General features: G+C 64.3%; 12 protein-coding genes. All 12 read left to right on the forward strand.

Annotated elements, in window-relative coordinates:
• The first annotated feature begins 1 nt into the window (after nucleotide 1).
• The 12 genes from murD (at nucleotide 2) to recN (ending at nucleotide 15,598) form a co-directional block, all read left to right on the forward strand.
• Nucleotides 2-1,402: a UDP-N-acetylmuramoyl-L-alanine--D-glutamate ligase gene (murD, locus tag ACWGTO_RS11100; RefSeq protein WP_454574890.1), complete on the forward strand. Its 1,401-nt coding sequence runs from the start codon at nucleotides 2-4 to the stop codon at nucleotides 1,400-1,402.
• Nucleotides 1,402-2,553, forward strand: a complete 1,152-nt coding sequence (ftsW, locus tag ACWGTO_RS11105) for a putative lipid II flippase FtsW (RefSeq protein WP_454574891.1) — start codon at nucleotides 1,402-1,404, stop codon at nucleotides 2,551-2,553. Before murD ends, ftsW begins: the two co-directional genes overlap by 1 nt.
• A gap of 1 nt (nucleotide 2,554) precedes the next feature.
• Nucleotides 2,555-3,679, forward strand: coding sequence for an undecaprenyldiphospho-muramoylpentapeptide beta-N-acetylglucosaminyltransferase (gene murG / locus ACWGTO_RS11110; RefSeq protein WP_454574892.1), 1,125 nt, complete (start codon nucleotides 2,555-2,557; stop codon nucleotides 3,677-3,679).
• The gene (murC, locus tag ACWGTO_RS11115) at nucleotides 3,679-5,085 is read left to right on the forward strand and encodes a UDP-N-acetylmuramate--L-alanine ligase (RefSeq protein WP_454574893.1); all 1,407 of its coding nucleotides are present in this window, start codon (nucleotides 3,679-3,681) and stop codon (nucleotides 5,083-5,085) included. Before murG ends, murC begins: the two co-directional genes overlap by 1 nt.
• Nucleotides 5,082-6,047 carry a UDP-N-acetylmuramate dehydrogenase gene (murB, locus tag ACWGTO_RS11120; protein ID WP_454574894.1) on the forward strand — a complete coding sequence of 322 codons (966 nt, stop codon included), beginning with the start codon at nucleotides 5,082-5,084 and terminating at the stop codon, nucleotides 6,045-6,047. Before murC ends, murB begins: the two co-directional genes overlap by 4 nt.
• 455 nt (nucleotides 6,048-6,502) lie before the next feature.
• Nucleotides 6,503-7,429, forward strand: coding sequence for a D-alanine--D-alanine ligase (locus ACWGTO_RS11125; RefSeq protein ID WP_454574895.1), 927 nt, complete (start codon nucleotides 6,503-6,505; stop codon nucleotides 7,427-7,429).
• Nucleotides 7,417-8,358, forward strand: coding sequence for a cell division protein FtsQ/DivIB (locus ACWGTO_RS11130; RefSeq protein ID WP_454574896.1), 942 nt, complete (start codon nucleotides 7,417-7,419; stop codon nucleotides 8,356-8,358). Before ACWGTO_RS11125 ends, ACWGTO_RS11130 begins: the two co-directional genes overlap by 13 nt.
• On the forward strand, nucleotides 8,355-9,662 hold the full coding sequence (gene ftsA / locus ACWGTO_RS11135) for a cell division protein FtsA (protein ID WP_112560390.1): 1,308 nt from the start codon (nucleotides 8,355-8,357) through the stop codon (nucleotides 9,660-9,662). Before ACWGTO_RS11130 ends, ftsA begins: the two co-directional genes overlap by 4 nt.
• A gap of 66 nt (nucleotides 9,663-9,728) precedes the next feature.
• Complete coding sequence (gene ftsZ, locus ACWGTO_RS11140) at nucleotides 9,729-11,378, forward strand: cell division protein FtsZ (protein ID WP_454574897.1); 1,650 nt, start codon at nucleotides 9,729-9,731, stop codon at nucleotides 11,376-11,378.
• Nucleotides 11,379-11,653: 275 nt separating this feature from the next.
• A complete protein-coding gene (lpxC, locus tag ACWGTO_RS11145; protein WP_436260620.1) occupies nucleotides 11,654-12,601 on the forward strand; it encodes a UDP-3-O-acyl-N-acetylglucosamine deacetylase in 948 nt (315 codons plus the stop codon).
• Between the two features lie 263 nt (nucleotides 12,602-12,864).
• Complete coding sequence (locus tag ACWGTO_RS11150) at nucleotides 12,865-13,734, forward strand: outer membrane protein assembly factor BamD (protein WP_181055762.1); 870 nt, start codon at nucleotides 12,865-12,867, stop codon at nucleotides 13,732-13,734.
• Nucleotides 13,735-13,924: 190 nt separating this feature from the next.
• Nucleotides 13,925-15,598, forward strand: a complete 1,674-nt coding sequence (recN, locus tag ACWGTO_RS11155) for a DNA repair protein RecN (protein ID WP_454574898.1) — start codon at nucleotides 13,925-13,927, stop codon at nucleotides 15,596-15,598.
• Nucleotides 15,599-15,632 lie beyond the last annotated feature (34 nt).

The following is a 15,632-nucleotide window of genomic DNA, read 5'->3' on the forward strand; positions in this document are numbered from 1 at the left end:
CTTGATCCCCGCCGCATCCTTTTCGGGCAAACGTGTTTCGCTCTTCGGGCTCGGCGGCTCGGGGATCGCCACGGCGCGCGCGCTGATCGAGGGCGGGGCCGACGTGCTGGCCTGGGACGACAATCCAGACAGCGTCGCCAAGGCAGCTGGACAGGGCATTGCGACCGCCGATCTGCGCGGCGCCGACTGGGCGAAATTCTCGGCTTTCGTGCTGTCGCCCGGCGTGCCGCTGACGCATCCCAAGCCGCACTGGACGGTAGAGCTGGCGCGTGGCGCCGGCGTCGAGGTGATCGGCGACATCGAACTGTTCTGCCGCGAGCGGATCTCGCGCGCGCCGACTGCACCGTTCATCGCCATCACCGGCACCAACGGCAAGTCGACGACCACGGCGCTGACCGCGCATATCCTGAAATCGGCAGGGCGCGACACGCAGATGGGCGGCAATATCGGCCGCGCCATCATGACGCTCGATCCGCCGCAGCCCGAGCGCCACTATGTCGTCGAATGCTCCTCCTACCAGATCGATCTCGCGCCCTCGATCAATCCGACGGCCGGCATCCTGCTCAATCTGACGCCGGATCATCTCGACCGTCACGGCACCATGCAGCACTACGCCTCGATCAAGGAGCGGCTGGTCGCCGGCAGCGAGACGGCGATCGTCGGCGTCGACGATAGCTGGTGCACGCAGATCGCCGACCGGCTGGAGCGGGCGGGCAGGCAGGTGATCCGCATCTCCAAGCGGCTGCCGCTGACCGATGGCTATTTCGCCGACGGCTCCAATCTGATGGAAGCCGTACATGGCCGCTACAGCCGCGTCGCTTTCCTCGAAGGCATCGGCTCGCTGCGCGGCCAGCACAATGCGCAGAACGCGCTGGCCGCGGTCGCTGCCTGTTTGAAGGTCGGGCTGGACCTTGGCGAGATACAGGCGGGGCTCGAGAGCTTTCCAGGTCTGGCGCATCGCATGGAGCAGGTCGGCCGCAAGGACCACGTGCTGTTCGTCAACGATTCCAAGGCGACCAACGCCGATGCGGCAGCACCGGCGCTGTCGAGCTTCCCGCGCATCTACTGGATCGCCGGCGGACTGCCCAAGGAAGGTGGCATCGAGCCGCTGCGCGGGTTCTTCCCCCGCCTCGCCAAGGCCTATCTCATTGGCGAGGCAGCGCCCGCCTTTTCGGCGACGCTCGGTGAAGCCGTGCCTTACGAGATCTCGGGCACGCTGGCCGCTGCGGTCGACCATGCCGCGAACGACGCGGCCAAGGATGACAGCGGGGAGGTGGTGGTGCTGCTGTCGCCTGCCTGCGCCAGTTTCGACCAGTTCAAGAATTTCGAAGTTCGCGGCGAAGCCTTCAGGCAAGCTGCGAATGCTATCGAGGGTGTGAAACCCATCGGAGGGGCACGATAATGCAGAGCCGTCTCGACAAAAGCCCGGTTGCAACCTGGTGGTGGACGATCGATCGCTGGTTCCTGGCGGCGTTCCTGTCGCTGATGGGCCTCGGCATCGTGCTGTCCTTCGCGGCAAGCCCGGCGGTGGCCGAACGCATTGGCCTCGACAGTTTCCACTTCGCCACCAGGCAGATCATCTTCACCGTGCCAGCACTCGGCGTGATGCTGGCCGTGTCTTTCCTCGAATCCAGACAAATTCGGCGCATGGCGCTGGTCATCCTGTGCATCATGCTGGTGCTGATGGTGGCCGTGCTCTACATCGGCGTCGAAGTGAAGGGCGCGCGGCGCTGGGTGTCGTTTGTCGGCATGTCGATCCAGCCGTCGGAATTCCTGAAACCTGCCTTCGTCATCGTCTGCGCCTGGCTGTTCGCCGAACACAAGCGCCAGCCCGACATTCCCGGCAATCTGTTCGCGCTGCTGCTCCTGATCCTGGTCATCTCACTTTTGGTGGCGCAACCCGATCTCGGCCAGACCATGCTGGTGACCGGCACCTGGGGCGTCATGTTCTTCATGGCCGGGCTGCCATGGCTGTGGATCATCGCGCTTGGCGCTACCGGCGCCACCGGCCTGTTTGCCGCCTATACGGTGTTCCCGCACGTCGCCGCCCGCATCGACAAATTTCTGACCGGCGAAGGCGACACGTTCCAGGTCGACATGGGTCGCGAGGCGCTGATCAACGGCCACTGGTTCGGCGTCGGGCCGGGCGAGGGCACGGTCAAGCGCGTGATCCCCGATGCTCATGCCGACTTCGTGTTTTCAGTCGCGGGCGAAGAGTTCGGCCTGATCATGTGCTTCTTCATCATGTCGATCTTCGCCTTCATCGTGCTGCGCGGCCTGAGCACCGCATTGAAGGAACATGACGATTTCACCCGCTATGCCGTCGGCGGCCTGGTCACGGTGTTCGGCCTGCAGTCGGTCATCAACATGTGCGTCAATCTGCAGCTGATGCCGGCCAAGGGCATGACCCTGCCATTCATCTCCTATGGCGGCTCCTCGCAGATCGCCATTGCCATCTCGATGGGCATGGTACTGGCGCTGACGCGCAAGCGACCGGAAAAGCGCAAGCAGATGGGCTTTGCCCTGTCGCAGCGCGCCTTGCCGGCGGAGTGATATGGCGAGGGGTGTCATTCTTCTCGCGGCGGGCGGAACCGGTGGACATCTGTTTCCGGCCGAGGCGCTGGCGCATGAGCTGATCGAGCGCGGCTGGAGCGTGCATCTGGCGACGGACGACCGCGCGGAACGGTTTGCCGGGCATTTCCCGGCCGCCGCCATCCATCCGATCCAGTCGGCGACGATGGGCTCGAAAAACCCTGTCGCCCTGCTTGGCGCGTTCTGGAAGATCTGGCGCGGCGTGCGGCAGGCTTCCGCCGTCATCGCCAGGATCAAGCCTGACGCGGTTGTCGGCTTCGGCGGCTATCCGACCTTGCCGCCGCTTTATGCCGCGACACGACGGAAGGTGCCGACGCTGATCCACGAGCAGAACGCGGTGATGGGCCGGGCCAACCGGGCGCTGTCCGGCCGTGTCGACGCCATTGCCGGTGGCTTCCTGCCCGAAGATGAAAGTGCTGCTGGCGCCAAGACGGTCATAACAGGCAATCCGGTCAGGCCGCCGATCCTGGAGGCCGCAAAGACGCCGTACACGCCATCCGCCGGGGAAGAGCCGTTTCGGCTCCTGGTGTTCGGCGGCAGTCAGGGCGCGCAGTTCTTTTCCGATGCCATGCCGGCGGCCATCGCACTGCTTTCCGATGCGCAACGCAAGCGGCTGGTGATCACCCAGCAGGCCCGCGCCGACGACGTGGCGCGGGTGAAAGCCGGCTATGCGGCCCTTGGCGTCCATGTCGAGGTCTCGCCCTTCTTCACCGATATGGCGCAGCGCATTGCGGCGGCGCATCTGGTGATTTCGCGCTCCGGCGCCTCGACGGTCTCGGAAATCGCCGTCATCGGCCGGCCGGCGCTGCTGGTGCCTTATCCTTATGCGCTGGACCACGACCAGGCAGCGAACGCGGCCGCCCTTGCGGCGGCCGGTGGCGGTGAAGTGCATCCGCAATCGTCGCTGTCGCCGGAGCGCATCGCGGCGCTTGTTGGCGGGCTGATGGACAATCCCGAGCGGCTGGCGGCCATGGCTGCCGGCGCAAAGTCTGCCGGCAGGCCGAACGCGGCACGGTTGCTCGCCGATCTCACAGAGGCTATTGCGTCCAGAAAAACCGTATCGGACTTCAGGAAAGGGACGCATTGATGAAGATGCCGCAGACCATCGGCCTTGTGCATTTCATCGGCATTGGCGGCATCGGCATGAGCGGCATCGCCGAGGTGCTGCACAATCTCGGCTACAAGGTGCAGGGCTCCGACCAGGCCGACAGCGCCAATGTGCAGCGTTTGCGGGACAAGGGCATCGAATGCTTCGTCGGTCACAAGGCCGACAATATCGGCGCCGCCGAAGTGGTGGTGGTGTCGACGGCGATCAAGAAGACCAATCCGGAGCTGAAGGCCGCGCGCGAAAAGCTGCTGCCGATCGTGCGACGCGCCGAGATGCTGGCCGAACTGATGCGCTTCCGCCAGGCCGTCGCCATCGGCGGCACGCATGGCAAGACGACGACAACCTCGATGGTGGCGACGCTGCTCGACGCCGGCGGGCTCGACCCGACCGTGATCAACGGCGGCATCATCAACGCCTACGGCACCAATGCCCGCATGGGCGATGGCGAATGGATGGTGGTCGAAGCCGATGAGAGCGACGGCACCTTCCTCAAGCTGCCGGCCGAAATCGCCGTCGTCACCAATATCGATCCCGAGCATCTCGATCACTATGGCAGCTTCGACAAGGTACGCGAGGCGTTTCGCCAGTTCGTCGAGAACGTGCCGTTCTACGGCTTTGGCGTGATGTGCACCGACCATCCGGAAGTGCAGGCGCTGGTCAGCCGCATCGAGGACCGCCGCGTCATCACCTATGGCGAGAACGCGCAGGCCGATGTGCGCTTCACCAACCATCGCATGGCGGGCGCCGCCAGCGAGTTCGACGTGGTGATCCGCGACCGCAAGAGCGGCGGCCAGACGACCATATCGGACCTGCGCCTGCCGATGCCCGGCCGCCACAACGTCTCCAACGCCACCGCTGCGATTGCGGTCGCGCATGAGCTCGGCCTGTCGGCCGAGGCGATCAAGAAGGGCCTGTCGTCCTTTGCCGGCGTCAAGCGGCGCTTCACCCACACCGGCTCGTGGAACGGCGTCGAGATCTTCGACGATTACGGCCATCACCCGGTCGAGATCACGGCGGTGCTTAAGGCGGCACGGAGCGCCACCAAGGGCCGTGTCATCGCCATCGCGCAACCGCATCGCTTCACCCGGCTGCACGATCTGTTCGACGAATTCTCGGTCTGCTTCAACGATGCCGACACGGTGATGCTGGCGCCGGTCTATGCGGCGGGCGAGGAGCCGATCGATGGCGTGACCTCTGAGGCGCTGGTGTCGCGCATCCGCTCCGGCGGCCATCGCGATGCGCGCTATATCGAGGGTCCGGCTGCCATCGCCCCCATCCTTCACGAGTTGGCCAAGCCCGGCGACTTCGTCATCTTCCTCGGCGCCGGCAACATCACCCAATGGGCCTATGCGCTGCCCAAAGAACTCGGCGGTGCGGTCTCATGATGCGCGGCCAGGACCTGCTCGACAAACTGGGCGACCGGCTTACCGGCTTGCGCGGCCGGCTGACACCGAACGCCGAGATGGACAAGATCACCTGGTTCCGCGCCGGAGGCCTGGCCGAGGCACTGTTTCAGCCGGCCGACGAGGAAGACCTTGCGGCCTTCCTGCGCGCCGTGCCGGAAGAGATCCCGCTGACCGTCGTCGGTGTCGGCTCGAACCTGTTGGTGCGCGACGGCGGCATTCCGGGTTTCGTCGTCAGGCTTTCGGCGAAGGGCTTTGGCGAGGCCGAGGCGGTTTCGCCGACCGGCATCAAGGCGGGAGCGGCGACGCCCGACAAACGCGTTGCTGCCGTCGCCTATGAGGCCGGCATTGGCGGCTTTCATTTCTATCACGGCATTCCCGGCGCCATTGGCGGCGCGCTCAGGATGAATGCCGGCGCCAATGGCGTCGAGACGCGCGAGCGCGTCGTCGAGGTGCGGGCGCTCGACCGCAAGGGCAATCTCCACACGCTCAGCAATGAAAACATGGGTTACGCCTATCGCCATTCGGCAGCGCCGGCCGGGCTGATCTTCACCTCGGCCATTTTCGAAGGTGTTCCCGAAGACAAGGCGGCGATCAAGGCGGCGATGGACGCCGTCCAGACGCATCGCGAGACGGTGCAGCCGATCCGCGAGAAGACCGGCGGCTCGACCTTCAAGAATCCCGAAGGCACTTCGGCCTGGAAAGAGATCGACAAGGCCGGCTGCCGTGGACTGATGATCGGCGGCGCGCAGATGTCGCCGATGCACTGCAACTTCATGATCAACACCGGAACCGCGACCGGCTACGACCTCGAATATCTCGGCGAGACGGTGCGCGCCCGCGTGCTTGAAAATTCGGGTATCCGGCTGCAGTGGGAAATCAAGCGCCTCGGCAATTTCCGCCCCGGCCATGCCGTGCAGGAATTCCTCGGGCAACTGCTTTAAGGCGCATTGATATTCAGGTGAGGCCGGCCTGCAAACGATGGCCTTCTGCGCTTCCGGTGCTCACGGACCCAATGTCCGCTCCGCTCCGGTTCTCGAACGCCACCATTTTCGGCTCGGCCTGACCTGAATCTCAACGCACCTTGGTGCGTTAGCGCGTGCTGAAGTTCATGTGATGCATGAACTTCGAACGGTCTGAAATACCCGCCGGACCGTTGCTGCAAAGACTCACAATCCGCTTTTTCTAGCTGTTTTTACGGAAAGTGAATCTGTCGGAATCATAAGCACTTGCCAGCGAATCAACTCTCTGATTCTCTGCCCTAAAGCGTTTCCTGATTTGAGTCGTTCGGCGCGTCGATCGCGTTTTCCGTCGGGGGGGCAACCTGCCGGGAGACTCGGACTCAATCTGGTCGCTGAATGCGTGGTTGCGGGCCCGCCGTGAGAGGGGATGACGGGATATGAAGAACAAGCATGTGGCTGTCCTCCTGGGCGGATTCTCGTCCGAGCGGCCCGTGTCTCTGTCTTCGGGGAAGGCGTGTGCCGATGCGCTTGAGAATGAAGGCTACCAGGTTACCCGCGTCGATGTCGCGCGCGATGTCGGCGCCGTGCTCGCGGAGCTCAAGCCGGATGTTGTCTTCAACGCACTGCACGGCCCGTTCGGCGAGGACGGCACCATCCAGGGCATCCTCGAATACCTGGCCATTCCCTACACTCATTCGGGCGTGCTCGCCTCGGCGCTCGCCATGAACAAGGAGCAGGCCAAGAAGGTGGCCAAGGCTGCCGGTATTGCGGTGGCGGAATCGAAGGTTGCCAGCCGCTTTGCCATCCAGAACAAGCATCCGATGAAGCCGCCCTATGTGGTGAAGCCGGTCAATGAAGGCTCGAGCTTCGGCGTCGTCATCGTCCATGAAGGCCAGTCGCATCCGCCGCAGGTCATCGGTTCGTCCGAATGGAAATATGGCGAGACCGTCATGGTCGAGCGCTACATCCATGGGCGGGAGCTGACCTGCGCCGTCATGGGCGACGTGGCGCTTGGTGTCTGCGAGATCATTCCGACCGGCCATTCCTTCTACGACTACGATTCAAAATACGTCGCCGGCGGATCAAAACACGAAATCCCTGCTAAAATTTCACCGAATATTTACCAAAAAATACAGACACTGGCGCTAAAGGCACATCTGGCTATCGGCTGTCGGGGCGTTTCCCGGTCGGACTTCCGCTATGACGATCGTCACTCCGAAAACGGCGAAATTGTCTGGCTCGAGATCAACACTCAGCCTGGCATGACGCCGACGTCTTTGGTGCCTGAAATCGCCGCCCAAGCGGGGCATCCGTTCGGCGATCTGTTGAGTTGGATGGTGGAGGACGCTTCGTGTCTGCGTTGAAATGGGGACAGGACAAGGGCAGGGGCGGCGCCGGGCCGGCGCTGTTCGGCATGCCGTTGTCGTTCGACCATTTCGTACTGCCGCGCGTGCTGCGCAGGCCGGTGCGCGTGCTGGCGCGCCTGGGTGGCGGCGACTTCGTCGCGCCGCGTTTTTCCGCGGCCATCCTGTCCCTTTCGCTCATTGCATCAAGCAGCCTCTATGGCGCCATTCTCGGCGGCCATGCCGACGACATCGTCCAGAGCATCACCGCCCGCACCGGCTTTGCCGTCGACCAGATCAAGGTGGTGGGCAATCGCCAGACCTCGGAGATCGACATACTGGACCGGCTTGAACTCGATGGCTGGACGTCGCTGATCGGCTTCGATGCCGAGGCCGCGCGGGAGCGGATCGACACATTGCCCTGGGTCGAAGTGGCGGCCGTGCGCAAGGTCTATCCGCATACGCTGGAAGTGCGCGTCGAGGAGCGTGAGCCCTTCGCGCTCTGGCAGCAGGGTTCGGAGCTTTCCGTCATCGAGCGGTCCGGCGCGGTGATCGCGCCGTTCTCGGGCGGCAAGCAGGCCTTGCTGCCGCTGATCATCGGCACCGGTGCGCCGGCCAAGGCTCCCGACTTCGTGGCCAAGATCAAGAAATTTCCCGAGCTCGCCGCGCGGGTCAAGGGCTACATCCGCATCGGCGAGCGGCGCTGGGACCTCAAGCTGGAAAATGGCATCACGGTCAAGCTGCCCGAGGATGGCGAGGATCAGGCGATTGCCGATCTGGTCCGCATGGATCATGACAACGGTCTTCTGACGCGAGATATCGCTGCCGTCGACATGCGCATCTCCGATCGCCTGGTCGTGCAGCTGACGCCGGAAGCAGCGACGCAGCGCCAGGCCGCGCTCAACGAAAAGCCGCAGAACCTGAAGCGCAAGCCGGAGACGAAGATATGAGCTGGCTTGGCGGCAACAGCGATGCCTCTTCGCGCCGCTCCGGCACGCTGACCGTGCTGGATGTAGGCTCGAGCAAAGTTTGCTGCGTGGTGGCGAAGCTGAAGCCGCGCGAGGACGGCAAGCTGTTGCGTGGCCGCTCGCATCGGATCCAGGTGATCGGCATCGGCCATCAGAAGTCGCAGGGCGTGAAGTCGGGCGTGGTCGTCGACCTCGACCGCGCCGAACACGCCATTCGCCTGTCCGTCGACGCCGCCGAGCGCATGGCGGGACTGACCGTGGACTCGTTGATCGTGAACATGACGGCCGGCCGGCTGAAGAGCGAAACGTACTCGGCCACCATCAATCTCGGTGGCCATCAGGCCGACGAAGCCGATATCAAGCGCGTCCTTGCTGCAGGCGCCAAGCAGGCACTCAAGGCCGAGCGCGACGTGATCCATTCGCTGCCGGTCGGCTTTTCGCTGGACGCCGAACGCGGCGTGCGCGATCCGCGCGGCATGGTCGGCGATCAGCTCGGCGTCGACATGCATGTGCTGACGGGTGATGCAGCACCGCTGCGCAATCTGGAACTCTGCATCAACCGCTCGCATCTTTCGGTCGAGCGCATGGTGGCGACGCCCTATGCCAGCGGGCTTGCGGCGCTGGTCGACGACGAACTCGAAATGGGTGCAGCCTGCATCGACATGGGCGGCGGCACGACGACGATCTCGGTGTTTTCGGAAGGCAAGTTCGTCCATGGCGACGCCATCGCCATCGGCGGCAACCATGTGACGCTGGATATGGCCAAGGGCCTGTCGACGTCGCTCGACGCCGCCGAACGGCTGAAGGTGATGCATGGCTCGGCGCTGCCCGGCAGTGCCGACGATCGCGACCTGGTTTCGATCCAGCCGATCGGCGAGGAAGGCGAGATGCCGCTGCAGATCCCGCGCTCGGTGATGACGCGCATCATCCGCGCCCGCATCGATGAGACGCTGGAACTCCTTCGCGACCGGCTGAACAAGTCCGGCTACGGCAATGCCGTGGGAAAACGCGTCGTGCTGACCGGCGGCGCCAGCCAGCTCGCCGGCCTGCCGGAAGCGGCGCGCCGGATTCTCGGACGCAATGTGCGCATCGGTCGCCCGCTCGGCGTGGCGGGCCTGCCGGAAGCCGCCAAGGGGCCGGCTTTCTCGACGGCGGTCGGACTGCTGATCTATCCGCAGATGGCGAGTTTCGAGAGCCATCCGGCGAAAGGAATTTCCGGTCTCAGGATGACCGGAACGGGCGGAAAACTGCATCGCATGAGTCAGTGGTTGAGAGACAGTTTCTAATTGACGGGGACAGCCCCATAGGCGGCCGCGGCGGCGAAGCGGCGGGAAAGGCAAAGGACGGAGACAATGACCATCAATCTGCAAAAGCCGGATATCACCGAGCTCAAGCCGCGGATCACCGTGTTCGGTGTCGGCGGCGGTGGCGGCAATGCCGTCAACAACATGATCACCGCCGGCTTGCGCGGCGTCGAGTTCGTGGTGGCCAACACCGACGCGCAGGCGCTGACCATGTCGAAGGCCGAGCGGCTGATCCAGCTCGGCGCGCACGTCACCGAGGGCCTAGGCGCCGGATCGCAGCCGGAAGTCGGCCGCGCGGCGGCTGAGGAGTGCATCGATGAGATCATCGATCACCTCTCCAACACCCATATGTGCTTCGTCACCGCCGGCATGGGCGGCGGCACCGGCACCGGTGCTGCTCCGGTCGTTGCCCGCGCGGCGCGCGAAAAGGGCATCCTCACCGTCGGCGTCGTCACCAAGCCGTTCCATTTCGAAGGCCAGCGCCGCATGAAGACGGCCGACATGGGCATCGAGGAACTGCAGAAATGCGTCGACACCCTGATCGTCATCCCCAACCAGAACCTGTTCCGGCTGGCCAATGACAAGACCACCTTCGCCGACGCCTTCGCCATGGCCGACCAGGTGCTCTATTCCGGAGTTGCCTGCATCACCGATCTGATGGTCAAGGAAGGCCTGATCAATCTCGACTTTGCCGACGTTCGCTCGGTGATGCGCGAGATGGGCAAGGCGATGATGGGCACCGGCGAGGCTTCGGGCGAGGGCCGCGCGATGGCCGCCGCCGAGGCAGCGATCGCCAACCCGCTGCTCGACGAGACCTCGATGAGGGGCGCCAAGGGCCTGCTGATCTCGATCACCGGCGGCCGCGACCTGACCCTGTTCGAAGTTGACGAAGCCGCGACCCGCATCCGCGAAGAGGTCGACCAGGACGCCAACATCATCCTCGGCGCCACCTTCGACGAGGAGCTCGAAGGCGTCATCCGCGTCTCGGTTGTCGCGACCGGCATCGACAAGTCGGCGGCCGAAATCGCCGCGGTGCCGATCTCGATCCGCGCCGTGCCGCCGCAGCAGAAGCCTGTCAGCCGTCCGGCTCCTGCGGCGGAAAGCCGGCCAGCGCCGGTCCAGCAGACCTATGAGACACGCGCGGCCGATCCGGTCGCCGAGGCGATCCAGCTTGCCGAAGCCAATGCGGCGGCAATGGCTCGTCCGGCGCCGATGGCCCAGGCGGAAGACTTCCGCCCGCAGAGCAAGATCTTCCAGGCCCCGCCTGCCCAGCACCCTGTCGTGCAGCAGGTGATGCAGCCGGCGCCGCTGAGGGAAATGCCGCAGCCGGTGGCTGCCGCACCGCAGCGCATGCCCCGGGTGGAAGATTTTCCGCCGGTGGTGAAGGCCGAGGTGGAAGCCAAGGCCCGTCCGGCCGACCATGAAAACAGCGGGCCGATGGGGCTGCTCAAGCGGCTGACCAACGGGCTGACGCGCCGCGAGGAAGAGCCAGCCCGGCTGCAGCCGGCACAGCCGCGCGAACCGAAACTGCGCCAGGCAGCGCCGGAAATGCGCCGCCTTGCCAGCCAGGATCCGCAGCTCTACGCGCCGCGCCGCGGCCAGCTCGACGATCAGGGCAGGTTGACGCCACAGACCAGGTCCGCCCAGGAAGACGACCAGCTGGAGATCCCGGCTTTCCTGCGCCGCCAGGCCAACTGAGCCGTTAACGGTATGTAACACTTGTTAACAGGCAGACGAGAGATCGTTTGCCTGTTAACACTTAAAGTGGTTTGATAACAATGCGTTACGATACGACGCTCACAGCAGGACGCGGTTACACAGAGTAAGAAACCGTGATTTGGAGTCTCCCTGACGGGCCACTATCTTTGCCGCAGCACTTTCGGTGTGCTGGGATTCGGGGAGTTGGCCCTGCCTGCCGATAATCAAGAGCCGCGCCCTTTGGGGCTATAAAGCGGACACGGGCGTTATGGGCTATGGGGTTTGTCTTGCAAGACTACCAGACGACACTTCGATCGCGTGCAACGCTGACAGGTACCGGCGTTCATAGCGGCAAACCGGTCACGGTCAATTTCCTTCCCGCGGACGCCGACACCGGCGTCATCTTCCACCTTTCGAACGGAAGCGAGAGCCGCGAGTTCCGTGCGCTGGTTGCCGAAGTCGGCGCAACCGACCTCTGCACCATGCTCGGCGATCCGGCAGGCGAACATATCGCCACCGTCGAACATCTGATGGCGACGCTCTTCGGGCTCGGCATTGACAACATCGTCATCGAGATCGACGGCCACGAGGTTCCGATCCTCGACGGCAGCGCGGTGGCGTTCGTCGAAGCCATCGACCAGGCCGGCATCGAGACGCTGGCGGTCAAGCGGCGCTACATCAGGGTGGTCAAGCCGGTCCGGATCGAGAACGGCGCGTCCTGGGCCGAGTTCAGGCCCTATAGCGGCACGCGCTTCGAGGTCGAGATCGATTTCGAAAGCCCGGCAATCGGCCGTCAGCTGTTCGCCTCCGACATCAACCCCGACGTCTTCCGCCAGGACATTGCGCGCGCCCGCACCTTCGGTTTCATGAAGGATGTCGAGCGGCTGTGGGCGGCCGGCTATGCGCTGGGCTCGTCGCTGGAGAACTCTCTGGTGATCGGCGACGATAACCGGGTGATCAACATGGGCGGCCTGCGCTATCCGAATGAATTCGCCCGCCACAAGACGATGGATGCGATGGGCGATCTGGCGCTGGCCGGCGCCCGCTTCATTGGCTGCTTCCGTTCCTATCGCGGCGGCCACCGGATGAACGCCGCGGCCTTGCGGCGCCTGCTGTCCGACCGTTCGGCCTTCGAGGTCGTCGAGACCACGCGCCGCGAGCGCGGCCGCACCGCCGAGATGAGCGCCGTCACCGGGCCTGTCTTTGCGCCCTGGGTAATCTGATTCTTAACGGTTTTCTGGCTTTCTTGGCGCCGGTTGGTGTTGCATGGATGCATCACTGGCCAGTGAAAGCGCTTGCATTTCGGGGCAACGCCAGGCCGCCACAAAAATGTGCGATTGGCTAGACATAGCGTTGCTGGGCAAGGCAGTTATGGTTTATGGCTGCTGCCGTCTATTTGGTGCATGTCGCTCAAAAGTGGGGATCAGTTTTGGGGGAACGCCATGCGAAAGGCATTGAAATAACGCCGAAAGGGCGCAATCCAATCATGTTCTTCAAGCGAGTTGGTCAATCGAAAGCGCCGTATCGGGCTGTTTTCCTGGCGCTTTCGGTGGTTGTGCCATCGCTGTTCCTCTCGGCCTGCATGTCGTCGGAGAAAGACGTCGATCTGTCGACCTATGTCGACCAGACCGAACCGGCGGACGTCCTTTACAATCAAGGCCTTGCCAATCTGAACGCCGGCCGCCTGGATGAGGCGAGCAAGAAGTTCGACGCCGTCGACCGCCAGCACCCCTATTCGGAATTCGCCCGCAAATCGATGGTGATGGGTGCCTTTGCCGACTACCGCGCCGGCCACTATGACGAGGCGATCGGCTCGGCCAAGCGCTATCTCACGCTCTATCCGTCGACCGACGACGCCGCCTATGCGCAGTATATTATTGGCCTGAGCTACTACCGCCAGATCAAGGACGTGACCCAGGATCAGAAGGAAGCGCGCCAGACCGTGCAGACGATGCAGGATCTGGTGACGCGCTGGCCGACCTCGGAATATGTCGACGACGCCAAGGAAAAGATCCGCTTCGCCAACGACCAGCTCGCCGGCAAGGAGATGCAGATCGGCCGCTACTATCTCGAACGGCGCGAATACATCGCCGCCGTCAAGCGCTTCCGCAACGTGGTCGAGAACTATTCCAACACCCGCCACGTCGAAGAGGCGCTGGCGCGTCTGACGGAAAGCTATTACGCGATGGGTCTGACCTCGGAAGCGCAGACAGCTGCCGCCGTGCTCGGCACCAACTATCCCGACAGCCAGTGGTACAAGGATTCCTACAAGCTCTTGCAGAGCAACGGGCTCGAGCCGCGCGAGAATGCCGGATCGTGGATATCCAAGGCCGGCAAGCTGATCACCGGCGCCTGAAGCCTCTACAGAAGGGCAGACCGCGCTTTTCGGATTGATCCGACGCTCAAACAAAAAGATAGTGCGGCGCTGCGACTCCACCGGTCGCATGCCGCATTGAGGCGCGTCGCGCCTTAAGTCTTTTGTCTTGTGCATGCCGTTGTCCCAAAGCGATCCGCTTTGGGACGACATGCGATAGGTTCGGGTTCTGATGCTTTCCAGACTGTCGATCCGCGATATCGTCCTGATCGAGAAGCTGGATATCGACTTCCAGCCCGGCCTTTCCGTGCTGACCGGCGAAACCGGCGCCGGCAAATCCATCCTGCTCGACGCGCTGTCGCTGGCGCTTGGCGCGCGCGGCGACGCCTCGCTGGTGCGCCACGGCGCGGCGCAGGGCCAGGTCATTGCCGTGTTCGACGTGCCGCGCAACCATCCGGTGCGCGCGCTGCTTGCCGAAAACGCCATCGAGGACGACGGCGACATCATCCTGCGCCGGCTGCAGACGGCGGATGGCCGCACCCGTGTCTTCGTCAACGACCAGCCATCCAGCGTCACCCTGATGCGCGACATCGGCCACGCACTGGTCGAAATCCATGGCCAGCACGATGAGCGCGCTCTGGTCGATCCGGGCGCACATCGCGAATTGCTGGACAGTTTTGGCGGTCATCTCGGTGCTGCCCGCGCGACGGGCGAGGCATGGCGCTACTGGCGCGGCTGCGAACAGGACTTCGCCAGGCACCGCGCCAAGGTCGAGGCGGCGGCGCGCGAGGCCGATTATCTCAGGGCGTCCGTCGCCGAACTGGCCAAGCTCGATCCGCAGCCCGGCGAAGAGACGCAGCTGGCGGAACTGCGCGCCACGATGATGCGGGCGGAAAAGATCGCTTCGGAAATACATGACGCGCAGGATGTGCTGTCTGGCCCTTCCTCGCCGCTGCCGCAGCTCGCCAGCCTGCTCAGGCGGCTGCAGCGCAAGGCGAGCGAAGCGCCGGGTCTGCTCGAGGATGTGGTGAAGTCGCTGGACGAAGCGATGCTGTCGCTCGATGCTGCGCAGTCCGGTGTCGAGGCGGCTTTGCGCGCCGCCGAATATGATCCGCAGCGGCTGGAGAAGGCGGAGGAGCGGCTGTTTTCGCTACGCGCGGCGTCACGCAAGCACAGTGTGGCCGTCGACGATCTGGCGCAGCTGCGCGATACGATGTTGGCCGACCTTGCAGATCTCGATGCCGGCGAGGGGCGCCTTCATGTCCTGGAAAAGCAGGCTGCAGCCGCGCGCGAGGCCTATGACATTTCCGCCGCGCAACTGTCCTCGCTTCGCCATGCGGCGGCGGTCGGCCTGACCAAGGCAGTCATGGCCGAACTGCCGGCGCTCAAGCTCGAGCGGGCCGAGTTCATCGTTGAACTGGCCAGCGACGGCGAGAACCGCTTGGAAGAAGGCATCGACCAGGTCGAGTTCTGGGTGCGCACCAACCCCGGCACCAGGCCCGGCCCGATGATGAGAGTCGCATCCGGCGGCGAGCTGTCGCGCTTCCTTCTCGCGCTCAAGGTGGCGCTGGCGGACCGCGGCTCGGCGCCGACGCTGGTCTTCGACGAGATCGACACCGGGGTCGGTGGCGCCGTGGCCGATGCCATCGGCCAACGGTTAGCGAGGCTGTCGACGCGCGTGCAGGTGCTTTCGGTGACGCATGCGCCGCAGGTCGCGGCGCGCGCGGCAACGCATTTCCTGATCTCCAAATCCGGCGGCTCGGAAAAGGTCGCCACCGGCATTGCCGAGATGGACCGGGCGGCGCGCCAGGAAGAGATCGCACGCATGCTGGCCGGCGCCACCATCACCGACGAGGCGCGCGCCGCGGCCGAGCGGTTGCTGCGCGAAAATACCGCCGCTGCTTAGGCTGTCGCATGGCTTTGGGCAGAGTCAGGATATG

Source organism: Mesorhizobium sp. PL10 (genome assembly GCF_053714315.1).